Genomic DNA, 22,517 nt, shown 5'->3' with positions numbered 1-22,517 from the left:
CCAAGATAGAATTGGGAATGAGTGATGAAGAGGTGGCGGAGATTGTGACGGAAAACAGGTTGGCGCTGGAAGAGGCGTTTGCAAAGGCGATCAGGAAGGGGCAAGAAATGGGGGTGATCAATAAAAAGCAATCGGCGAAAGTGTATGCGCGATTTGTGATCAATACATTGTGGGGGTTGAGTACGTATGCAAAGATACCGGATGCGGATAAGAGAGGGTTTGATGATGTGATTAAGGTGACGGTGCAAATGCTCTTACCTGTATCCAAATAAAAGAAGGCGTATCTCATTGATGATACGCCTTCTTTGAATTAAAAAACAGTATTTACTGAAAGATCTTTCCATTCATTGATCTCGTCAAGCATACCCTTTAATTTCTCGGGTACCAGTTCTGTAGCATCTTTACCAATTAAGAAATTCAACGGCGGATTTTCGCTCTTCGCCATTTCGATAATAGCCGCTACACCTTTTTCAGGATCGCCGGGTTGCTTACCATCCAGGTCTGCATGCCATTGAATAGAATCTTTTACAGACTGGTATTTACTTTCTGTTACGCTCAGATCTGCTCCCAGGAAGGAAGTTCTGAAATAACCTGGTAATACGACAGTGGCTTTCACACCAAATTCTTTGATCTCTTCACGCAGTCCTTCTGTCAATCCTACTACTGCAAATTTAGTAGAACAATAGATTGCCCAACCCGGGAAACCACCGAGGATACCGCCTACAGAAGCAATATTAATGATATGTCCTGAGCGCTGCTCCCGCAAATGCGGCATTACCTGCCTGATTACATTCAGCAATCCAAATACATTTACGTTGTAGTTTTCCCGGGCATCTTTATCACTTACTTCTTCCAGGGCACCTACCTGTCCGTATCCTGCATTATTTACCACTACATCTATTTTACCAAATGTGCTGATTGTCTTGTCGATAGCGGCCTTTACACTCTCTTCTGAAGTGAGAGACACTGTGAGGGGAAGAAAGTCATTACCTGAAAATTCTGCTAAGGAAGCGGCATCACGTGAGGTAGCTGCGACCTTATTACCCTGGGCTAATAACTGGGATACAAGGATGCGTCCAAATCCTTTGGAGGCACCTGTTACAAACCATACTTTACTCATAATTAATAATCGGTTGATTTTGTTAAAGATTCAGTTGCTTTGAAGGCAACTGCTAATTGTTCGAGCTTATTCAGGCCACGCTGATAAGCATCACTGCCTAATAAGAGGTACACTGGTGGTTCCGGCATATTTACCAATTGGATCATTGCTGCTGCGGCTTTGTCCGGATCTCCGGCTTGTGCACCATCCATGCCTGCATATTTTGCATGCGAGTTCCTGATTGCAGTGTAATCTGCAATGGGGGTATCTGTCATGACTAAGGATTCGGCAGTGAGGAAACTGGTGCGGAAAGCGCCAGGTGCTACCAGGGTGACATGGATGCCAAATTCTTTTACGTCCTGTGCCAGTACATCTGTGAGACCAGTGATGGCGTATTTTGTTGCGGCGTAAATAGACCAACCTGTATTGGCCGTGATGCCTGCGATAGAAGAGATATTGATGATATGTCCGCTTCTTTTTTGACGCATAAAAGGCAATACATGCCTGATTACATTCAGTGTGCCAAATACATTGATGTCGAAGCTGGTGCGGGTCACTGCATCAGACAGTTCTTCTATACTGCCACCGATGCCATATCCGGCATTGTTAACGGCCACATCTATCTGGCCGAATTTGTCGATGGCAGACTGAATGGCGAGGGCTACGCTCCTGTCATCAGACAGGTCGACCTGCAGGGGGAGGAAATTATTCGAGTTACTGCCTACGGCTTCTTTTAATGCAGCAGCATTGCGGGAGGTAGCTGCCACAGACTGGCCGGTGGCAAGCAGTTGTTTTACCAGGCTTAAGCCGAGTCCTTTGGATGCTCCGGTTACAAACCAGGTCTTTTTGTTGTCCATATCTTAGCTTGTTTTGATAGGACAAAATTAGACTGTGCAGGGGGTTGCGTTATTACAAGGTTCAAACCATTGGTTACAAAATTCAAACAACGGGGATTTTTTTTAAACAACCCGGTAAGATGAGGGTGTACTACTCGTATGTTTCTTAAAGAAGTTGTTAAAGTGCGCCGGTTCTTCAAAACCAAGACTGTAACTAATTTCAGCAATATTCCAGTTGGTATGTTTCAGGAGGGCTTTGGCTTCGCCCAGTAACCGTTCTGCAATATGATCGGTGGTAGTCTTGCCGGTGGTTTCGCGGATAGCCCTGTTCAGGTGGTTGACATGAACGGCCAGTTTATCGGCAAAGTCGCGGGCGGAGCGCATGGTAAAACGTTGGTGAGGGGTTTCGATGGGGAATTGTCTTTCTAATAGCTCTGTGAAGATAGCAGTGATGCGGGCGTTTGCATCTGTATGCTGGTATAGCATTTCCGAAGGCTGCATTTTCAGGGCATAGTGAATCAGCTCTGTTACATAGTTCCGTAGCAGGTCGTACTTATATTTATAGTCGGAGTTGATTTCTTCCAGCATCTTTTTGAAGATGGCGCTTACGTGCTTATCCTGGTTTTTGTTTAGCATGTAGGCAGGTTTACTGCCTGTTGCAAACATGGGGAGTTCATTGATATTGGTTCTTAACGACTCTGTGAAGAAGGATTCCTTGAAAATGCAGAAGAAGCCAGATCGATCGTCCTGTAAGGATTCGTAAGTATAAGGTACATTAGGGTTGAAGAACATCAATGCGGTTCCGTCTGCTTCAATGCTTTTATCAGCATAATGGTAAACGGTACGGCCCCTGATCAGGCTGATCTTATAAAAATCCCTGCGGGCGTAGTGGATGGGCGTAGCGCCGGGACTTAAGGTATCTTCTACTCTGAATACATTAAAATGCCCGATATCCTGTTTAAGGTTATCAGGCAGCCAGTTGAATTTATGTTGGTAAAATTCTTCGAGTGATTCCCTGTTTGCCATGGGGCGAAGTTACGAAATTCAAACAGAATTGATGATACAGGCTCCCCTTTGTTTATAATACAATAGAAAATGAGCCGCCAGTACGGCAGGCTCATTCTTCCTGTGCATCCCTAATATCTCACACCTTTTTAAGTGTGAGCTGTGTATCATTCGTTATTCAGGTTTGGGTTTTAAAGCCAATACTTACAATCTCGGATCCACCGGCTCACTCTCCAATGCCAGCACTCCAAACACACATTGATGCACCTTACTCAGCGCAGCCCTTGCCACAAACCTTTCCAGCGCTTCTACGCCAAGTGCAAACTCCTTCTGAGCCAGAATTCGCTTGGTACTCATCCCCCTTTCCCTGAGACGGGTCAGATTCCTTTCCAATGTATACTCCGGGCCATAAATAATCCGCAGGTACTCCCTGCCTCTTACCTTGACAGCAGGCTGCACGAAGAACTTATCATTCATGGTAATGAAGTGATATGGCTTTACCACCATCCCCTCTCCCCCATTGTTAGTCATAGATTCCCACCATGTAATGGCTTCACCCCGACTTACCTCATCATCCAACTCCACTATTTTGTACTTCGTTGCGATAATAGGATTTCCCTCTCCGCCGGCAAAGGCCCCTAATTGCTCCATATGCCACTCATGGTCTTTGTCAAAGTAAGTTTTACCTTCGGTAGCTAACAGATGAAACGGCGCCAGCTGATAATCTTCCATCCCTTTTACCTCCCAGCAATACTGCCTGTACGCCGTGGCAAACTGATCGACCATTACCGCCCTTTCCCTGTACTCCCTCAGCAAAGGCAATGCAGCTGGATTAATAGCTGCTTTTTCCAAATTCGCCACTGCCTCCTGCATAGCATATCTACCTGCTGCAGCGGTAGCTCCATACTGATTACGGAGTAACTGCTGTGCTTTCAGGTTCCATGGCATGAGCTCACAATCCCAAATCATCCAGTCCGTATCAAAAGCTTCCCAGCCACCACGCGCTGCAATCACATCAGCAATCTTTTTCAGGAAAGCCTGTTCTACCGCTTCATCATCAAAGAACACACGACCCGTACGGGTATAGATAATGCCAATACTATCTTCCTGTATACCAAAGCGCTGCTTTACCACTTCCTTATCCTTACACACAATCACCACCGCACGGGAACCCATATGCTTCTCTTCACAAATGACCTTTTTCACGCCCTCGCCTTCGAAATACTTAAAGGCTTCATTTGGGTGTTCGAGGTAATCAGGCAAGGTACTGGTCGCCGTTGGAGACATCGTAGGCGGCAGGTATACCAGCCACTTAGGATTCACGCCCCATCTGCTCATGATTTCCAGTGCAGATGCAGCATTACCTTCGCGAATACCAACCTTTGTCATCAACCGGGTTTCGATCAACTGCCTGCCAACGACATCGCTGATATCAAGTACATTATCATATTCCTGCTGTAAACTCAGCTCATTCATAGACTCCCTGATCGGCCTTGCCGGCACCGCATATTCCTGCGCTGCAGGTACGCTCACCAGTTCTTTTTCAGGATAACGGAGCGCTGTGAGACTTCCTCCAAATACACAACCGGTATCTATATCTATTGTGTTATTGAACCATTCAGGACGTACTACTGGTGTATGGCCGTACACCACGGCTGCTTTACCATTGTAATTAGCTGCCCAGTTATAACGCACGGGCAATCCAAATTCATCTGTTTCACCGGTGGTCTCACCGTACAAACAGAATTCTCTTACTGCTCCCGAGCCCCTGCCCTGCATGTTTTCCTTAAGGCCCGCATGCACCACAACCAGGTTACCACGATCCAACACATAGTGGCTCACCAATCCATCCAGGAACACTTTCACGGATTCTATCCATGCAGGATCGGCGCCTTCCAGCTGTGCCGCCGTTCGTTCCAGCCCATGCTGCAGCTGTACATTCTTACCATTCAGGTATTTGAGCAGTTTGTTATCATGGTTACCAGGTACACACAGTGCATACTTATCTGCTGTTGCCTGCATCACCAGTTTCAATACCGCCGGTGAAGCAGGTCCTCTATCGACCAGGTCACCGAGGAATATAATCTTTCTACCGTTGGTAGCTGTGATGCGATATGCTGTTTTGTCTACTGTATGGCCAAGGTTTGTAAGCAGGGTACACAGTTCATCGTAACAACCATGCACATCGCCAATAATATCGAACGGCCCTTCTTCGTGCTTCAGATCACTGTAGAGCGGCTCTCTTATTATTTCAGAGATGCCGTCTACCGCCTCCGGAGTACGGAATTCAAAATGCCTTCTGAACCCTTCTTCCCTGATCTTGCTGATACCGCTTTTTAGGGTAAGCATCTGGCCTTTGATTGCACGTGGCGGCAGAACTCTGTCGGTACGGGCTTTATTCCTATCCTGGCACACCCTGTCTGACATATTCAATATGATCGCGACAGGCAGAATGTGATATTCTCTTGCCAGCGCCACCAGTTGTTTTCTGTATTGTGAATTTACGTTCGTAGCATCTACTACTGTGAGCAAACCTCTCTTCAGTCTTTTTGCAATGATAAAGTGCAATAGTTCAAATGCATCTTCGGATATACCGGGTGTATTTTCATCATTGCTCAGCATCATTCTACAGGCGTCACTACTGACAATCTCTGAAGGCTTGAACCATTTCTTTGCAAAGGTACTTTTCCCTGATCCTGATGCGCCTACCAATACTACCAGGGAAAGTTCCGGAAAATTTAATGTCATCATTCGTTATTGTTTTGAGAAAACAGCCATCTGGCTGGGTGCGCCAGCTGTTTCGATCTCCTCGCCCAATGGCTTTATTTCATAAGTATATTTATATACGTCGCGAATGTGTTCACACCATGCCTGGAATTCTGCACGGGTCCATTCGAACCGGTGATCACCATGTCGCATTTCAGTTTCATCTGCTGTAAAAGTTACGTTCCATTCCTTGTTGGGCGTGGTCAGCACAACCGTATTGGGTTGTATTTCATTGAATACGTTCTTCTCCAATGCCAGCAACCTGTCTTCATCCAGGTGTTCGATCACCTCTACCAGCGCAGCTACATCATAGCCTTGCAAACGCCTGTCCCTGTAAGTCAGAGAGCCTTGCAGCAGGTTGATTCGCTTGCGTTGTGATTCGATCATTTTGTCCAGTTTGAGTCTTCTGGCAGCGACCTCGAGACTGTGTGAAGAAACATCCATACCAGTGATGCGTTGCAGCTGTTTATTTTCCAGCAGGAGTTTTAAGAGACGACCTTCTCCACAACCCAGATCTATGACAGATGTGACCCGCAGGCGGGCGATTTCATCGTATACAGCTTGCAGTCTTACATCATGTAGCGTTTGTTTAGGTACCTGTTCTACGACAGGGGTATCTTCCAATACCTTCATGGCTGACAATGCGTTGTTGGAGAGTTTACGTTGATAACGCAGGTACCTGCGAACAATCAGTTCTTTGGCAGGATGGTCTTCCAGCCAGCCTTTCCCTTTATTCATGAGCTTTGTAACCTCCTCTTCGGTTACCCAATAATGCTTTTCATTGTCCATTACGGGAATGAGCACATAGAGATGCGAGAGCAATGTCTGCAGGGTGACTGTATGCTTCAGGGTCACTGTAAAGTAGCGGCTATCGCCCCATTCGGGGAAATGCGGGTCCAGCGGGTGCTGGGTAGCTATCATTTCGTAGCCCAATGGCAGGAATAGTTGCTGCAATACATCCTCCCCGCCTCTTACTGAGAGTACGAAGATCTGTACTTCGAGTTGCAGGGGGATGCTCACCAGTGCTGGTTTTTCCTTGCAATTTCCATTCAATGCGGAGCTAAAACCCTTAGCAATGGCGCTGGCCATAAATGAGGAAGCGACATAGGGACGGTCGTTTACGTATTGATCCAATGCAAAAGGGTTGCCATCACTGTTCCTGACCAGGCCGACGGGGTCCATATCCAGCAATATTGCACAGGTACATTTGTCATCGCTTACTTCCGGGTAAAAGACGTGGGCTTTACCGTTCGTCACCTCGACAGATTGCACTTTGGCGGGGTGCTTGTGTAACAGAAAACTCAGGTCGGTAGCGGGGTAGCGTGAGTTGGTGATAGTTAATAACATATTTGCAATATAAATTGTATTGGCAAATATCTGAAGGTTGTGTGAAGGGTATTTGCGCAGATAAAAAAGGGCGGGAATTTCAATAAATGCGACGCATTTATTGAAATTCCCGCGGGGTGGGGTTTTGTAAGGGCTGTCGCCAATGCCTATTGATTAATTATAAGGCGTGATAGTCACTTTGCCAACTAACCCCGATGGTTGTATCGTCCACTTAGATGCGTCAAAATCTTTATAATTAATATTGACGAAATTGATTTCATGATATTGCCGCCATGGTATATGATGCTGGTCCATATACCGGATATGATTGGCCATGAGGTTCGCCACTTCAATACGGATTTCGTTTTTACCCGCCTGCAGATACTTACCCACCCTTAGTGTAAATGGAATACTCCATACATAACCTGCATCCAGTCCATTGATCCAGATGTGCGCACTTTCGTGTACCTTGTTCAGCTGAAGCAGATATTCGCGGGCAGTTTTTGCTGGTAGCTGAAAACTGGTTGTGTATACCCCCTTTCCCGAGAATGATGTAACAGCTGTATCTGGTAAGGTGGTCCAGTCTACCAGGCTATCCAGTTTTACAGCAGCCGGGATAAACGGTCCGCCATCTTTGAATTGCAATTGCCAGGGGCCTTGCAAAAACAAGGGAGTAGCTGGCGAATTTAAATATACCCAGTCTGGAAGATTATCCTGCAAAGGTTTGCTTTCTGCTTTTAAAATAATAGACTCTCCTGAGGCCAGTTGTACTTTTACATTAGTTGTGCCGTCTGTTTGCTCACTCCGCGCAATCCCACTATCACCCCTTAATGGATCCAGCATCACAACACGCGATACACGGGCATTGATAGGAATAGATTGCGCTATCTCATTTGCCGTATGGTTCACCAGGTAATAATAAGTGTTCCCTCCATCTTTCCGGCGAATAAACTTCAATCCTGCATCCGTAAGTGCTTCGCGGCGAATCCCCAATTTACGCAATGCACCTTCCACATCAGCAGTGATGATGATATTCTTCTTACCGGTTAAAGATTTCAGCAGCAACTGGAATTCTTTTCGCCGCTTATCAAGCTCATTCAAACCCGGTACATCTTCGGGCAAAGCCTGAAAGATCACAGGCGTACCACTTTGCGCAAGTGCAATGATCTTCTGTAGAGTCGTCACCGGCATCAAATGCGCCTGTGGAATAATCAGGGCTTTGTATCCCGTCGTTTTGGATATCCAACTATCAGAAACAAAATCCAGTGTATACCCTTTTCCCTGCAATCCCATCACCTGTTTATAAAACGCCGTCGGGTACAACCACTCATCAATATGGTGCACCGACAATGGCATTTCCATTCCCTTCGCATCATTCCATATATCGTACACCGGCCAGTAAACCAGCAAATCATTATCCGGCTTGCCCGCCTGTAATACAGACTGCACATGGGTAATATACTCATTCAACCCCGGCAGATGCGACCACCAGCTATTAGCAGGAACAAAATTCACTGATGCATAAAATAACCATCCGGGAAAAGGAACCTCCTTTGGAGAATACGTTGTACCATGGTAAAACACATGATTCACCCCTGCCAGGAAAGCCTGTTCCACCTCTGGTTTACATTGCGACAACGATGTTTTGAAATGCTCTGTCAGCCAGGTAAATGTCTCGCTGGAAATGAGCGGATGCCCCGCTATATGCCCGGCACTTGTAGCAAATTGCATCATGATCGGATCCGGACTTACATTCCTGATATCTGCACTATCCCTGCGCAAACCCGGGATAGGGAAATAGGTTGAACCAAAAGTCTCGCACTCCGGAATATCTACCGCTGCATACAAATCAATCAGGTTGCCTGGCGAACCATGTGCCTGATTCTTCGTAACCCGGTGGTAATTATGTGCCCACTGTGTCCAGGGCTTTGTAAAGTTATCCAGCAGCAATTCTGCCATCGTTTCCCTGTAATCTGATTTTACACGGGCAACTGTATCAGAAATCCTTTTCTCTGCCAGTTCCCGGATAAAACGCGTGAGATCATACCCCCTTCTCCGCCTGAACTCAGGCAGGAACTCCGGTGTCCAGTCAGCGCCATATACTTCGTAGCTATCATTATAAAAAGCCCGGATATCCGGTACTTTTTGTTTAAATGCGTTATCAAAACGATGCAGGTAAAGCTGCACGGCTTCCCCGGACAGATGATCGAGGGTATAACCTTCGCCACCGGGAGCCGCCCGTTTTACTCTCTGTTTTGTATGACTGCTGTACAAGGCATATACATCTGCAGCATGCTCCCAGTGCAGGCTACCATCTTTGACCTTGTCTAAGATAGGTACAGGAGTAGCTCCTTTATAAGCCACCAATGCCTGCAAGGTGCCAATGCCCGTATCGATCTCGTCATGCTTTAACACCCTTACTTCCATCTTCGCCGCAGCATGTGCCAGATCGATTTGTGGCCCGCCAAACGGCCAGCCGGTGCCAGTCGTCAGGTCTACCCCCATATGTAAACGGGTCGCCTGCCGGGTTGTAATATCCAATAAATGCACCCATTGCGGGGACAGGAAGTCCACATACTTTGACTCAAACCCTTTGGCCCCATAAATAGGCGCTATTTCCACCCCGCCAAAACCAACCTGGTTATAAGTGATCAGGGCATTGGTCAGGCCTGCGCTATCCACAGCGCTCCCCATCCACCACCAGCGGGTCCAGGGTTTAGTTTCCTTCTTTACAGAAGGCCATACAGGTTCTTGTGCAGTAGCCTTAAAGGCGCAAAGGAGCAGGCCAATGGTAGCCAGCCGGTAAAAACGTGGATGCATATATTGTTTATTTCTCGGTATCAGACCAATCAAATTCCTTGTTTTCTGCCGGGGTTTTCGCCTTTGCCATAATGGCTTTCAGGGCTTTAACTTTAGCCGGATTTTCGGCAGCAAGGTCTTTTGTCTCTCCAATATCGTCAACAATATTGTACAATTCAAATCTTTCACGCTTTCCTTTGTATTTAAAGCGGATCAATTTCCAGTCGCCCTGCAATACCGCCTCCTGGATGTATCCTTCGTTGAACTGCCAGTATAAATAATCATGGGTCTTTTCGGGCTTTTGGCCTTCCAGGGCAGCAGCGTAATTCAGGCCGTCAATGCCTTTTAACGTTTTAGACTGTGTCAGTGCACTGAATGTAGGCAGTATGTCCCAGAACGCCCATTCCTCATCACTCACTTTACCGGCAGGAATATGCCCCGGCGCACGCACCAGCAATGGCACACGAATACCGCCTTCGTACAGGTCACGCTTCAGGCCTTTCAGAGGGCCATTGCTGTTGAAGTACTCCGGGTCGGCGCCACCTTCTTTGTGAGGACCATTGTCGCTGGTAAAGAAGATGTAAGTATTGTCGTCAAGCCCCAGTTGCCTGATCAGGGCCTGAATCTGGCCCACATTCTGATCCAGTTTACTTACCATGGCGGCAAAGGCGGCATGCGGGTATTGCTGGGTGCGATAAGTACCGCCATTCTGTGCATACGGCGTTTCAGGAGCCAGCTTGGAAGTTCCATCCGGGTTTAGCCATTGCTGCAGGTCCTTTTTGGGAGGATCCAGTTCGGCGTGCGGAATGGTAATAGAAAGGTATAGAAAGAACGGTTTGTCTTTATTTTCATTGATAAATGAATAGGCATGTTCCATGATCTCATCGTGGGTATAAACCGTGGTGTCATGGGGAATCCTGCTGATCTTACCGGCTTTTACCTGGAAGAGATAGTTGGTATAATAGTCGTGTGCATGGCCCTGATTGAGATAGCCATAGAACTCGTCGAAGCCTTTAATTTCAGGGGAACCGGTCGTTCCCATTTCGCCTAAGCCCCATTTTCCAAACATACCGGTAGCATAGCCATTTTGCTGAAGCACCTGAGCCAGGGTACTATCCTGCGGGCGTAGCGGAAGCCGGGTATTGCCACGAATATAGGCATGCCCCATATTCCTGCCCGTTAGTAAGGCACAACGGCTGGGTGCACATACCGTATTGCCGGAATAAAAGCGGGTAAAGCGAATACCCTCTGTACCCAGGTTGTCAATATTTGGAGTCGGGATTGGACTTTGGGGGTTGTAGGATGTCAGGTTGCCATAGCCCAGATCATCTGCCAGGATAAAAATGATATTGGGCCGGTCTGAATGTTTCTTTTGCTGTGCCATGGCGGCTATAGAGGTGGTGAGCAGCCAGCCTGACAACAGGATTTTGTAAAAGCGACGTTGCATAGTTTCTTATTTTCTCGGGACTAATGTACAAAAACCTACCAAACAGATAGACTAATAATTTATGAGTGGTTACCCGCCAGAATTGTAAATAATTTGGTCAGAAAGGCACCGTATCAGATACTTTTTTTATATTTGGTATATTTTCGTTTCAATTGTCTTAAATTCATATCGCCCTCAGTGTCAAGGTTTATAGAGGTTATGTGAATGATTTAAATCAATAGAAAATGATGGTGAGATACTATGCAATATTTGGAGATGGTAGTTACAGTCCCTTACATTCCCTGGAATCGGTCTCAATACTTCCGGAATATTCCTACATACTGATGACAACGGATACACTGAAACCGAACGGCTATGTTGAATCTACAACTTATCAGTTTGTGAATACGAAAGGTGAGGTAGAATTGCTTCGGATCAACAACTGGGAATTGCTGTACATCAGCCCATGGACGCATAGTTCCGATGGTCTACGCTACTGCCTGTACAACCACCTCACTAAAACTGCCCATGAGTTTTTTGGCGAGGAAACCGGCCTTCACTTTTTTAAACATGATTTGTTTCCAAAGCTTAGAGAATTGTCGATTATCTCGGATTACAACCAGTACCTGCTCAGTGAAAAGGTGGATCTGCTGGAGATTGAACTGACTGAGTTAAGGAGAAGATTGTATGAGCTGGAAAAGGTAATGCGGAAATAATTATTTCCTGATATCCGCCAGCAGATTCGTATCCGGATCCAACCAGATACCAGCAGGTCTTTGGGCTGTCGGTATAATAACAGTAGTGATTTTATCCTTTACCTGGATTGTCTGCACCCCTTTTGACTTATCCAGCGTATATTCCAACGGAAATTCAAACAAAGGCGTCTGCTGTTGAATAATCTCCATCTTTACCGCATGGGTATTTTCATTATAACCCAGGTTCACCTGCAACTCCGGTATAGCAGTCGTATATAACCATTGTGTAAAGAAAGTTTTCAGGTCCTGCCCACTGACCTTTTCCATTTCTTTCCTGAAATCGTCTGTACTGGCATTACGGCCACTGAAGTCTTTGAAATATTGGCGAATGCCTTTCCAGAACAGTTCATCGCCCAGCTTTCTTCTTAACATATGTAGTACCCAACCTCCTCTTTCATAGCTATTCGCATTCAGCAATTGCATATAATTACTATGAACAGTGGTATCGACTACGGGTGTTTTTCTTTTCTTCCCAAATTCTATAATCTTTGCCTGGTCTTCTTTCAGCGAGGCTCTCAGGGTATCCACACCATAGGTATGCTCCATGTACAACAGCGTCATATAAGTAGCAAAACCCTCGCTCAACCATAGATGCCGCCAGTCGGTCTCGGTGATGGCATCGCCAAACCATTGGTGCGCAATTTCATGGGCCAGTAAAGATTCCAGCCCGGGATATTCCGGTGAATTCTCTGCATAAAAAATAGCACCGGCATTTTCCATGCCGCCAAAAATCGTTTTGGATTGAATATTCGCAAGCTTTTCAAACTGGAAAGGACCTACCTTTTCGATGAAATAAGGTAATATATTCGTTGCCCTTGCATATCCCTGATGACTGGAATCTTCATGGAATACATAACTGTATACCGGGATCTTTTCTACATCGCCGGAGTGAGTAGCAGCAAAATCTGCTGCTGCAATGGCCATTACTTTTGTAGCCAGCGGAACTTTTTCATCGTATACAGTTCTTTTCAACTGACCGGGCAGATTAATTTCCGCTGTTTTGGCACCATTGGCAACCACGGTATAATGATCAGGAGCAGTAATAGTAAACGTCACTGTCGCCTTATCAGAAGGATGGTCTATACAGGGCAACCACTGATGCGCCCTGTCAGGCCAGTGATCCGTAAAGAATGTTCTGTCTCCGTATTTGTTTTTAGAAATGATCAGGCCATCTTTGGGAGTACCACTGTAAACCACCGTATATGCAGATCGATCACCTGCTTTGGCATTCACTTTTATATAAAGGGCATTGGCATCCTGCTCGTAGGACAGCAGTTTATTATTCCCATGCACACCACTTACTTTCATACCTGCCAGGTCAATTTTCAACCGGGTCGTATTTTGTAAATACTTTACGGCAATAGTCACAATACCTGCTACCTGATCTGTCGTATCATTCAGGGTCAGGTCTATGTCATAATGCTGTACGTCTATCTGCTGCGCCTTAGCCCCTGTGAGCCATAAAGCACACAGACCTATAAAAATGCCTTTCTTCATAATAGAAAATTTATTCTCCCCAAACTGTTATCACCAAACTTCTGGCTCCGCCATAATTGCGGTGTTCGCACAGGTAAATACCCTGCCAGGTACCCAGGTTAAAACGGCCATTGGTGACCGGGATCATCACCGAACTACCCAGCATCGCCGCTTTCAGGTGGGCAGGCATATCGTCTGGCCCCTCGTCGTTGTGTTCGTAGTCCGGGTCATTTTCAGGCACGGCTTTATTAAAGTAAGTTTCGAAATCTATTCTTACAGTCGGGTCAGCATTTTCATTGATAGTCAGTGAAGCTGAAGTATGCTGGATGAATACCTGACACATGCCGGTCTTTATCTCTCTGAGCTGCGGAATGGCCTGCAATACTTCGGAAGTAATCAGGTGGTATCCACGGGGCCTGGCGCGTAGTTGTATCGATGCCTGGTATATTTTCATGCATCGAAATTAAGTCATTACTACTTTACTTTGATATACTTCTCTATGATTTCGTGATCTACGCCTGCGCCTTCTACCTTTTCAATACCTTTCTGAATAAGCGTATCGCCGTGAATGGTGACAGTGAAATTAAAAACGCCCCCTTCCCAGTCTTTGTTGTTATAGAAGTCGAGGTGTTCTGTATACTGATCACCACTCAGCGTATAGCGACCTCCACCGGCGTCGAAGGTACCGCCGTGGTTTAAAAAGGCAAAATGGGTGTCGTTGATGATCTTGATCATCTCCTGGCCTTTGGTGTAGTCTGTAATAGTGGTGTCGCCTTTGGCGATGGAAGCGTGAGAAAGGAGTTTCCAGGTGCCATTGAGATGGATAGATGTGGGCTGACAGGCAAATAATAATAACGTGGAAATAAGTAATAAATACAGTTTCATGCTACAGGATTTACTACAATATAGTAAAATTCCTTTTAAGCGTTCATGGCAATTCCCGCTTTCGCCTTCGGCAAAAGCGGGGAAAGGCCTTATTGGGCAAAGATCTACTTTTTCAAATGCCTGATGATATTTTGCGTATAACTAATGTCTTTCGTAATATTCCCATTGCCATCTGTATGATGATAACTGCATCCAAACACAAACTCCATCATACCTGTGCCTGGCAATGTGGTCCTCAATGTATCTGCAATCTTCAGCTCCTCTCCTGCCGGCGTGGCTTGTCCTGCATTGATGGCACATCCCTGTCCCACACCTATCAGTACATTCTTTGTATCGCCGATTGCCGCTCCGTAAGACTTCACAATACCCGGTACCTGCTTCGCTGTATTCCAGTACGACATGGTCATTACATAATCAATGTACTTGCTGGTACGCTTAATCTGGCTGATGTTGTAATTGTTATAATCCACTACTGATAAAATCCTGCCCGTCTTTGAGTCTGGCCCCAGATATTTACCCAATGCAATCACGGCGCTATCAATATTCTTTGTAGTGGCACCACTATATTCCAGGTCCAGGTCTACCCCATCCAGTTGCCATTTATCCAGTGAATCTTTTACAATTCCCGCCATCTTAGCCGCTTCTGTGCCAGATAAGTTGACCATGTTGCCAGAAAAGGATGTACATACAATGCGGATGCCCCTCTTTTGCAATGCATGTGCTTTTGTCAATACATCATTCCAGTCATTGTAACCAGATACCCCCCTGTGCTCAAATTCCCAGCTGCCATTGGATGTTTTAGCTATACCAAGGGTAAAGATATTTACCACATCCACGCTATCGGGAATAGCATCCAGCGGGCCTACATCATTGCGGTCATAACAACACCCACCCCAGTATTCCACCATGAGCGGGCGCGCTGTGAGAATGTCAGGTGGTTCAACAGTCGTGGTGTGCTCTTTTTTACAATACATCGACAACATAATAAAGAGTAACAGAAAATAACTGGAATTGCGTTTCATGGTACAGTAGCTTATTTTGAATAAATAAAAAGAGCTAACACCGGCCTTGTACCGGTATTAGCTCTTATGCTTTGGAAAAAGAAATTGTAACCAATGAAAACGCAATCCGCAAAATATTTATGCGGGGCGGGTCAAAAAATTATTTGATAGGAACAGACTTTGTCCGGGTAACAATATCATCTTCTGTGAGCTGACTATAATGTATAATCACATACCCCGGCTTTTTGGGGTCTTTCTCAATCACCTTCACGCCCTGCTCCCATTGATTACAATGCGTAGAGATAACAGGTACCGCATCTATCCATTTCCCATTTTTCAGGGTATATACATGGTATCCGCTCCAGCAGCTGGTCCACCATTGGGGATTGATGCCAATCTCATCTTTCCCGTCATTGTTCAGGTCACCCAGCACATCTACTCCGCCTCCAATACAGCTTACGATATTAATATCCGGAATCGCCCTGTTAGAAAAACGAATATGTGCTACACAGCTATCATCCTGGCACTCCATTTCCTTTGTCGTATCGATTGGGGGTGGCACGAGGTAAGCATATTCCTTTACACCGTCCCCATCCACATCACAGGCTACAGCGCCCTTAGCTTTCCACTTCCTTTTTTCGACATTGGCATCGGTCGTAAGGTCGCTCTCCACAACGATCTTCCATGCATTGTCTATCTTATGAAACACAAGATAAGACGCATAGGTTTTGATAGCACCATTGGTGTTTACCGCCTTGTCAAAGCTGCATTTCACATCCCCGTTTTCCAGGGTTTCAGTTTTCACCTGACCGGCAATCTGCTGGTCTAAGGTGGGGTACTTCTTAAAGACGGAGAGTTTGCCGGCAATGCATTCCTGCTTCTTCAGTTTGGTGCCGTAAAACAACACTTCATTGTCGTAAAAATAAATCAGGGTCCCGATGTCCTGCTTGTTATTGGCAGTATTCCATTCCTGAACTAAGGCAGCGGGATCTTTTGTCTGTTGGGCATTTGCATTCAAAAAAAACAGGCAGAGGAGTAAACTAACGAAAGGTTTCACTTAACTAAATTTATTCGTGTAAAGTACAAATAAAATATATTGTAATTCCAAAGTATTTAAGTACATTCACTTACCCTTGAAACCCGTAGCATAAATACCACCTACTACCCTAACAAGAACAACCAGGACCAAAATTCAATAATTGTTAAACCAAAACCACATGAAGAAAAATCTATTGCCGTTTTCATTCCCCGTCTTGCTATTACTGTTGCTGGCATCCTGCTCCAAAGACGCACAGGAAGTCAAACTCGCCAAAGGGCTTACAACCACCCCAAAACAAGACAGAGGATTTTTGATTCTTACTGAGCAAAATGTCGATCAGAACAAAATTGCAGAAGCCATCTCTAACCTGGGCGCAAAGCGTTTTGTATTCAAAGAAGCCAATAAGGAATTAGGCTTCATCCGTGTACAAACCCCCGATCCGTCTTTTCCTGAAAAGGCCAGGAAAGTAGCTGGTGTGCAATCAGTATCTGTAGACCTGGTGTTGAACTGGCGCCTGCCAGAGCGCAATTTCCGCTCCTCTATTCCGTACAGCACCAGCAAACCTGTTGTCAATGCCAAATCCAGCGCCAGCGCTCCCCTCACAGACCCATACAGTTTTCTGCAATGGGGCCTGCAGGCAGTACATGCACCCGAAGCATGGGCCAAAGGTTACAAAGGCGGTGGTGTAAAGGTAGCCGTACTCGATGGCGGTTTCCTGCTGAACAATCCCGAAATCAAACCTAACATTATTCTTACCCACAGTTTCGTGGAGGGTGAAGAAGTACAATACCATGGCGAAGAAGGCTTTAGCCACGGTAGCCACGTAGCCGGTACCATCGCCGCTGTGAAAGATTCCAACGGTGTAGCCGGTGTAGCTCCCGAAGCTAAACTGATACTCGTAAAAGTATTGTCTGACGCCGGTACTGGTGCCTTTAGCAGCATCCTGGACGGTATCTTCTATGCCACTAACCATGGCGCTAAGGTGATCAACATGAGCCTCGGCGGCGAACTGCCCCTCAAGACTTTCGTAGACGACAACGGTACGCCCGATGATCCATCTGACGACTACGTAGTGGAATATGACCGCGACGTAAGAGAACTGATCACTGCTATCAACAGGGCAACCCTGTATGCTACCCTGAATGGTACTACTGTGATCGCTGCTGCAGGTAATGATGGTTACAACTACGACGTAGAAAAACGCTTTATTACCTACCCTGCCGCCGCCCTGGGCGTACTGGCTATTTCATCCAGCGGTCCGCTGGGCTGGGGTATCAACCAGGATACTTCTCTATACCTTCCTTCTATCTTTACCAACTACGGTAAAAACTTCATTCACTATGCAGCACCAGGCGGTAACTACACCCTACCTCCCAATACAACTGTTGTGGATGTAGGAGGTATTATCAACTATGAATATGTATTTGACTTTGTATTCAATATCGGTTACTGGGACGAAGCCTCCAATACCTACTACTATGGCTGGGCAGCTGGTACCAGTATGGCTTCGCCACATGCTGCTGCCGTAGCTGCGCTGATTTACAACAAATATCCGCACGCCAACCCATTGCTGGTAGACCTGATCCTGAAAGCATCTTCTACTGATTATGGAACCCCTGGTAAGGATAAGTACTTCGGCGACGGTGAAGTAAACGCCGCTAAAGCAGTACGTTAAAGGACTAACCATTCACATATATACACCCAAATGAAAACGCTTTTGCCACTGGCAGAAGCGTTTTTTTCTTTTTCTATCAATATCAGGTAAAATATGCGCACTCAATCCGTGAAGATTCCGCATCTTACAGTCTGAAATAAAAACAGGTCGAATACATGAAGAAAACAATCGTTGCTTGCTCCGTTTTATTTGCAGCTATGCTGTCTGTAAAACAAGCAACAGCCCAGGAAACTGATGGCTTGCACCACATGTCCAAGGACTACGTAGCTCCTACCGATCCTCTCGTGATCCGGAAACTGGATAAATGGCAGGATCAGCGCTTTGGCTTATTTATGCACTGGGGGCCCTATACCCTTTGGGAAGAAGTTGAAAGCTGGAGCATTTGCCCTGATGACTGGGTGGTAAGAAAAGGCCCTTACTCCGCTGATTACAACGTATATCGCGAAGCCTATGAGAAATTGCCGAATGAGTTCAATCCGGTAGACTTCAACCCGCAAAAGTGGGCGAATGCAGCTAAGAACGCAGGCATGCGCTACGTGGTATTCACTACCAAACACCACGATGGTTTCTGTATGTTCGATACCAAACAAACGGACTACAAAATCACCGCTCCGAACGTACCTTTCTCAAAGAATCCAAAAGCGAATATCGCAAAGGAAATTTTCGATACTTTCCGCAAGGACAGTTTCATGATCGGTGCTTACTTTTCCAAACCAGACTGGCATAGCCAGGATTTCTGGTGGAAATACTACCCGGTAATGGGTCGTAACACGAACTACAATATCAAAATGTACCCTGAGAAATGGGCCGCATTTAAAGAATATACCTACCGCCAGATCGAAGAGCTGATGACCAACTACGGTTCAATCGACATACTCTGGCTGGATGGTGGCTGGGTAAGACCAGGTGGCAAACAGGAAATCGATATGCCGAAGATTGCTGCCATGGGTCGCAAAAATCAGCCCGGCCTGATCGTGGTAGACAGAGAAGTACCCGGCGAATTCGAAAACTACGCTACGCCTGAACAAACCCTTCCTGAAAAACCACTGCCTTATCCATGGGAAACCTGTATGTCTATGGGCGATAGCTGGACATACACCCATACTGACCAGATGAAGTCTTCCCTGAAACTGGTTACGCTACTGGTAAAGATCGTATCCAGGGGCGGTAACTTCCTGCTGAATATCGGCCCAAGCGCAAAAGGCGACTGGACGCCACAGGCTTACGAAAGACTGGCTGACATAGGTGCATGGATGAAGATCAATGGCGAAGGTATTCACGCTTCCCGCCCGGTAGCACCTTACTCTGACAACAACGTGTTCTATACCCAGGCGAAAGACAGCTCTGCTACCTACGCATTCTTCACATCCGACAGCGATGTGGTGAAACTGCCGGAAACTGTCGCTTTTGCAATTGAAAAGCCTGCTAAGATCAAACGTGTTTCCCTGCTGGGTACCAAAGCTAAACTGAGCTGGAAACTCAACAACGGCAAACTGGAGATCAAAATACCCAGGAATTTACAGCAACAAAGTGGCCTGAAATATGCCGCTACGTTCAAAGTAGAAGCTTAATAAAAGAGCTGACTGCAAGGGCGTATATTAGTATATACCCATCCCCTTGCGGTCAGCTCTTCTCTTTTGCCAGAGCTGGTCCAGCATCTCCTGCCGCACCATAGCACTCATATACTTCTCCCCATTCAGTACTGTTTTTACTGCATACTCCATCTCCTCTTTTTTGGCACTCTTACTCAGGTAACCATCTGCTCCCGCCAGTAAATAGTCAATCGCAAAAGTCTTTTCATCGGCTGCCGTATAAATCATAACGCGGATGCCAGGGCACTTCTCCCTGACCGGCCCGAATATTTCCGGGTGTAAATCGGTAATGAATAAATCAAACCCCTGGGTATCCAACAGGGTCATTGCAGCGTCGAGGGTATCAGCTGTTTCAATCCGGGTGGCCTGTGGCATCGTGGCTATAATCTGCCTGAGTCCATAACTGAATATGGATGGGTCTAAGGCTATCAAAATAGTTTTCATCAATAAAGGGATATGATTACATCTCGTGAAATTATAATATTATAAATTTCTTCCTTGTAGTACTTCTACTACAGATATATAGAATATCTACTATGTGACGAAGATCAGTCTGTCGGTACTTTTGCAAAGCGATATGAGATGAAAGGTTACAGTTTAGCCTATATGAAACCGATCCTGTAGGATCCATTTTTAAACCGTTTTCCCTGTATATGGATAAAAAGATTGCGCTGTTCAGCATTATGCTGCTCTCTGCCACCTCTTCAAATGCACAATATGTTTTAAAAGAAGCAGACAAACAGGCATCCTTGTATAATTATACAGCTGCTATTCCTTTGTATAAGAAGGCATTCAATAAAAAAGTAACAGTCAGAGCCGCCCGTGGGGTGGCAGATAGCTATCAGTTACTGAATGACTATGCAGCTGCTGAAACCTGGTACAACAAGCTGGTAGCGCTACCTGAGCATACTGCCAACGACGAACTGAACTATGCAAAAGTGTTGATCAATAATGCCAGATATGCGGATGCCAAAGTAACACTCGATAGTTACCTGGGCAAACAACCGAACGATCCGCTGGCCATAAGCATGAAACAAGGTTGTGACAGTGCTGTGAAGTGGAAGGCCAAACCTGTGAAAGGTGACCTTGAAAACCTGAAAGCCATGAACACACAGTGGGCAGACTGGGGTACTGGTTTCAGAAATGGAAAATTTGTATTTGCATCTGATCGTCCGTACGATTCCTTGCGTCATGATCGTCTGCTTAATAACTCTAACATCAGCAGAAAAAAATATGGTTTTACCGGCCGTAGTTACCTGCACCTGTACGAAAGCGATGGTTTTGACAGTAGCACAACCCGCCTGCTTTCCCGCAGTGTAAATGGTGATTATCACAGTGCTAAAGCAACGTATACAGCCGATGGCAATACCATGTATTATGCCGTGACCAACCTCGTGAAAAAGAGAGGTCAGTTTGCTGAACAGTTATATACCCTGAACGTAGAACTGAAAGCGTCTAAATGGAACAATACCAATAGTAACTGGGAAACAGACAACTTTCCATATAATGAGATCTTTGATTATAGTGTAGGTGATCCTTTTATCAGTGCCGATGGACGTACGCTTTACTTTGTGGCTGATTTTGGCACACGCGGTTTAGGAGGTACAGACATTTACTACTGCACAAGGGGTAAAGACGGCAAGTGGGAAATTCCGGTAAACATGGGCCCATCCATCAATACAGCAGGTAGCGAGCGTACTCCATTCATGGATAGCACAGGTGTACTCTACTTTGCCACTGATGGCAGACCCGGCGTAGGTGGCCTGGATATCTTCTCTGCAAAGCAGAAAGACGGTAACTGGGAAGTGAAAAATATAGGATACCCTGTGAATAGTGCACAGGATGATTTTGGCCCTGCGTACAATACCGGCAAGACGATGTATTTTTCTTCCAACAGACCGGGCGGGTATGGGAATGATGATATCTATCGCTTTACTCCCTGGAAGATTCTCGTGTTCAGCCTGGAAGGGAAAGCATTTGATAAAGTAACGAAAGCACCATTAAGCAATGCGACTGTTACGCTGGCGAATAAGGCTACCGGCGCTGTGCTGACGGCAGAAACAGACGATGAAGGTCACTACAGATTTGCACTGGATAGTTTGTCTGACTATAGCCTGAATGCAACCAGGGTGACTTACAATCCTGCTGAAAATGGGCTTGTCACCACCAATGGCCTGACTGAATCACAGGTGTTGCACCAGGACGTGTGGTTACAGAAAATAGAAATTAAACAGGTGACGGCGGCTGAAAAGAAACCACTGATCGTGGCAAAAGCAAATGTGACAGGACATAAAATCGATCTTGGTAACCGCTTCAATCCTGCCAATGTATATTTCGATCTGGGTAAAGCAAATGTACGTGCAGATGCAGGAAAGGAGCTGGATAAACTGATTCAGCTGATGAAGGAGAATCCATCCTGGAAAGTGGCGATGGGCTTCCATACAGACAGCCGTTCAGATGACAACTATAACATGAAATTATCCCAGCGCAGAGCAGCATCTGTGTTAGCATATTTCGTATCCAGGGGCATCGCCAAAGAGCGGTTGACAGCTACTGGTTACGGTGAAACAAGATTAATTAACCGTTGCGCAAACGGTGTGCATTGTTCGGAACAGGAACATCAGGCGAATAGAAGGACCGAATTTGAGGTGTTTGACAGGTAAACAGATCCTGGTGTTTAGTAATAAGCGGTTCAATGAGTACCATTGAACCGCTTTGTTATTTGCCGGTTGTGTGTATGAATGGAAACATTGCACTACGCACTCATCTGGTATAGAATCCCTAAAAATGGTATGGCCCCTTCTTTGTGAATTGTTCTTAAAACCCTGATAAAAAGC

General features: G+C 45.9%; 17 protein-coding genes and 1 pseudogene. 5 read left to right on the top strand and 13 right to left on the bottom strand.

Annotated elements, in window-relative coordinates:
- Positions 1-272: pseudogene (locus tag ABDW16_RS16960) on the top strand (TetR/AcrR family transcriptional regulator); the annotation flags it as partial.
- A 38-nt stretch (positions 273-310) separates the two neighbouring features.
- Here the strand turns inward: ABDW16_RS16960 and ABDW16_RS16955 are convergent.
- The 7 genes from ABDW16_RS16955 to ABDW16_RS16925 all read right to left on the bottom strand — a co-directional run bounded on the left by ABDW16_RS16955 (position 311) and on the right by ABDW16_RS16925 (position 11,278).
- The gene (locus ABDW16_RS16955; protein ID WP_343671286.1) at positions 311-1,120 is read right to left on the bottom strand and encodes an SDR family NAD(P)-dependent oxidoreductase; all 810 of its coding nucleotides are present in this window, start codon (positions 1,118-1,120) and stop codon (positions 311-313) included.
- 2 nt (positions 1,121-1,122) lie between these two features.
- Complete coding sequence (locus ABDW16_RS16950; RefSeq protein WP_343671284.1) at positions 1,123-1,956, bottom strand: SDR family NAD(P)-dependent oxidoreductase; 834 nt, start codon at positions 1,954-1,956, stop codon at positions 1,123-1,125.
- Positions 1,957-2,058: 102 nt separating this feature from the next.
- The gene (locus ABDW16_RS16945) at positions 2,059-2,961 is read right to left on the bottom strand and encodes a helix-turn-helix transcriptional regulator (protein WP_343671282.1); all 903 of its coding nucleotides are present in this window, start codon (positions 2,959-2,961) and stop codon (positions 2,059-2,061) included.
- A gap of 183 nt (positions 2,962-3,144) precedes the next feature.
- The gene (locus tag ABDW16_RS16940) at positions 3,145-5,691 is read right to left on the bottom strand and encodes a polynucleotide kinase-phosphatase (protein WP_343671280.1); all 2,547 of its coding nucleotides are present in this window, start codon (positions 5,689-5,691) and stop codon (positions 3,145-3,147) included.
- 3 nt (positions 5,692-5,694) lie between these two features.
- A complete protein-coding gene (locus ABDW16_RS16935; protein ID WP_343671278.1) occupies positions 5,695-7,053 on the bottom strand; it encodes a 3' terminal RNA ribose 2'-O-methyltransferase Hen1 in 1,359 nt (452 codons plus the stop codon).
- Between the two features lie 153 nt (positions 7,054-7,206).
- Positions 7,207-9,852, bottom strand: coding sequence for a glycosyl hydrolase (locus ABDW16_RS16930; protein ID WP_343671276.1), 2,646 nt, complete (start codon positions 9,850-9,852; stop codon positions 7,207-7,209).
- A 7-nt stretch (positions 9,853-9,859) separates the two neighbouring features.
- On the bottom strand, positions 9,860-11,278 hold the full coding sequence (locus ABDW16_RS16925; protein ID WP_343671274.1) for an arylsulfatase: 1,419 nt from the start codon (positions 11,276-11,278) through the stop codon (positions 9,860-9,862).
- A 224-nt stretch (positions 11,279-11,502) separates the two neighbouring features.
- Between ABDW16_RS16925 and ABDW16_RS16920 the strand changes: the two genes are divergently transcribed.
- Positions 11,503-11,973, top strand: a complete 471-nt coding sequence (locus ABDW16_RS16920) for a hypothetical protein (protein ID WP_343671271.1) — start codon at positions 11,503-11,505, stop codon at positions 11,971-11,973.
- Here the strand turns inward: ABDW16_RS16920 and ABDW16_RS16915 are convergent, their stop codons facing one another.
- The 5 genes from ABDW16_RS16915 to ABDW16_RS16895 form a co-directional block, all read right to left on the bottom strand.
- On the bottom strand, positions 11,974-13,509 hold the full coding sequence (locus ABDW16_RS16915; RefSeq protein WP_343671269.1) for a M1 family metallopeptidase: 1,536 nt from the start codon (positions 13,507-13,509) through the stop codon (positions 11,974-11,976). It abuts the gene before it with no gap.
- A gap of 10 nt (positions 13,510-13,519) precedes the next feature.
- Positions 13,520-13,942, bottom strand: coding sequence for a secondary thiamine-phosphate synthase enzyme YjbQ (locus ABDW16_RS16910; RefSeq protein ID WP_343671267.1), 423 nt, complete (start codon positions 13,940-13,942; stop codon positions 13,520-13,522).
- A gap of 20 nt (positions 13,943-13,962) precedes the next feature.
- A complete protein-coding gene (locus ABDW16_RS16905) occupies positions 13,963-14,373 on the bottom strand; it encodes a hypothetical protein (RefSeq protein ID WP_343671266.1) in 411 nt (136 codons plus the stop codon).
- Between the two features lie 104 nt (positions 14,374-14,477).
- Positions 14,478-15,395 carry a glycosyl hydrolase family 18 protein gene (locus tag ABDW16_RS16900; RefSeq protein WP_343671264.1) on the bottom strand — a complete coding sequence of 306 codons (918 nt, stop codon included), beginning with the start codon at positions 15,393-15,395 and terminating at the stop codon, positions 14,478-14,480.
- A 139-nt stretch (positions 15,396-15,534) separates the two neighbouring features.
- The gene (locus tag ABDW16_RS16895; protein ID WP_343671263.1) at positions 15,535-16,431 is read right to left on the bottom strand and encodes a hypothetical protein; all 897 of its coding nucleotides are present in this window, start codon (positions 16,429-16,431) and stop codon (positions 15,535-15,537) included.
- Between the two features lie 160 nt (positions 16,432-16,591).
- Here ABDW16_RS16895 and ABDW16_RS16890 point away from each other — a divergent pair, with 160 nt between their 5' ends.
- Together ABDW16_RS16890 and ABDW16_RS16885 are read left to right on the top strand one after the other, a co-directional pair.
- A complete protein-coding gene (locus ABDW16_RS16890; protein WP_343671262.1) occupies positions 16,592-18,088 on the top strand; it encodes a S8 family serine peptidase in 1,497 nt (498 codons plus the stop codon).
- Between the two features lie 155 nt (positions 18,089-18,243).
- Positions 18,244-19,659 carry an alpha-L-fucosidase gene (locus ABDW16_RS16885; protein WP_343671261.1) on the top strand — a complete coding sequence of 472 codons (1,416 nt, stop codon included), beginning with the start codon at positions 18,244-18,246 and terminating at the stop codon, positions 19,657-19,659.
- 27 nt (positions 19,660-19,686) lie between these two features.
- Here ABDW16_RS16885 and ABDW16_RS16880 read toward each other — a convergent pair whose 3' ends face one another.
- On the bottom strand, positions 19,687-20,124 hold the full coding sequence (locus tag ABDW16_RS16880) for a response regulator transcription factor (RefSeq protein ID WP_343671259.1): 438 nt from the start codon (positions 20,122-20,124) through the stop codon (positions 19,687-19,689).
- Between the two features lie 209 nt (positions 20,125-20,333).
- On the opposite strand from ABDW16_RS16880, the gene ABDW16_RS16875 reads away from it, so the two are divergent.
- The gene (locus ABDW16_RS16875; RefSeq protein ID WP_343671257.1) at positions 20,334-22,343 is read left to right on the top strand and encodes an OmpA family protein; all 2,010 of its coding nucleotides are present in this window, start codon (positions 20,334-20,336) and stop codon (positions 22,341-22,343) included.
- Positions 22,344-22,517 lie beyond the last annotated feature (174 nt).

The organism is Chitinophaga sp., assembly GCF_039596135.1.
In the GTDB taxonomy this organism is placed as follows: Bacteria; Bacteroidota; Bacteroidia; order Chitinophagales; family Chitinophagaceae; genus Chitinophaga.
This window is presented reverse-complemented; position numbering and strand designations above follow the sequence as displayed.

Bases quoted from the DNA above. Each gene is read 5' to 3' on its own strand.
- ABDW16_RS16900 (WP_343671264.1), bottom strand. From the start codon at position 15,395: ATGAAACGCAATTCCAGTTATTTTCTGTTACTCTTTATTATGTTGTCG.
- ABDW16_RS16885 (WP_343671261.1), top strand. From the start codon at position 18,244: ATGAAGAAAACAATCGTTGCTTGCTCCGTTTTATTTGCAGCTATGCTG.
- ABDW16_RS16945 (WP_343671282.1), bottom strand. From the start codon at position 2,961: ATGGCAAACAGGGAATCACTCGAAGAATTTTACCAACATAAATTCAAC.
- ABDW16_RS16930 (WP_343671276.1), bottom strand. From the start codon at position 9,852: ATGCATCCACGTTTTTACCGGCTGGCTACCATTGGCCTGCTCCTTTGC.
- ABDW16_RS16955 (WP_343671286.1), bottom strand. From the start codon at position 1,120: ATGAGTAAAGTATGGTTTGTAACAGGTGCCTCCAAAGGATTTGGACGC.
- ABDW16_RS16890 (WP_343671262.1), top strand. From the start codon at position 16,592: ATGAAGAAAAATCTATTGCCGTTTTCATTCCCCGTCTTGCTATTACTG.
- ABDW16_RS16920 (WP_343671271.1), top strand. From the start codon at position 11,503: ATGATGGTGAGATACTATGCAATATTTGGAGATGGTAGTTACAGTCCC.
- ABDW16_RS16905 (WP_343671266.1), bottom strand. From the start codon at position 14,373: ATGAAACTGTATTTATTACTTATTTCCACGTTATTATTATTTGCCTGT.
- ABDW16_RS16935 (WP_343671278.1), bottom strand. From the start codon at position 7,053: ATGTTATTAACTATCACCAACTCACGCTACCCCGCTACCGACCTGAGT.
- ABDW16_RS16880 (WP_343671259.1), bottom strand. From the start codon at position 20,124: ATGAAAACTATTTTGATAGCCTTAGACCCATCCATATTCAGTTATGGA.
- ABDW16_RS16915 (WP_343671269.1), bottom strand. From the start codon at position 13,509: ATGAAGAAAGGCATTTTTATAGGTCTGTGTGCTTTATGGCTCACAGGG.
- ABDW16_RS16950 (WP_343671284.1), bottom strand. From the start codon at position 1,956: ATGGACAACAAAAAGACCTGGTTTGTAACCGGAGCATCCAAAGGACTC.
- ABDW16_RS16910 (WP_343671267.1), bottom strand. From the start codon at position 13,942: ATGAAAATATACCAGGCATCGATACAACTACGCGCCAGGCCCCGTGGA.
- ABDW16_RS16940 (WP_343671280.1), bottom strand. From the start codon at position 5,691: ATGATGACATTAAATTTTCCGGAACTTTCCCTGGTAGTATTGGTAGGC.
- ABDW16_RS16875 (WP_343671257.1), top strand. From the start codon at position 20,334: ATGGATAAAAAGATTGCGCTGTTCAGCATTATGCTGCTCTCTGCCACC.
- ABDW16_RS16925 (WP_343671274.1), bottom strand. From the start codon at position 11,278: ATGCAACGTCGCTTTTACAAAATCCTGTTGTCAGGCTGGCTGCTCACC.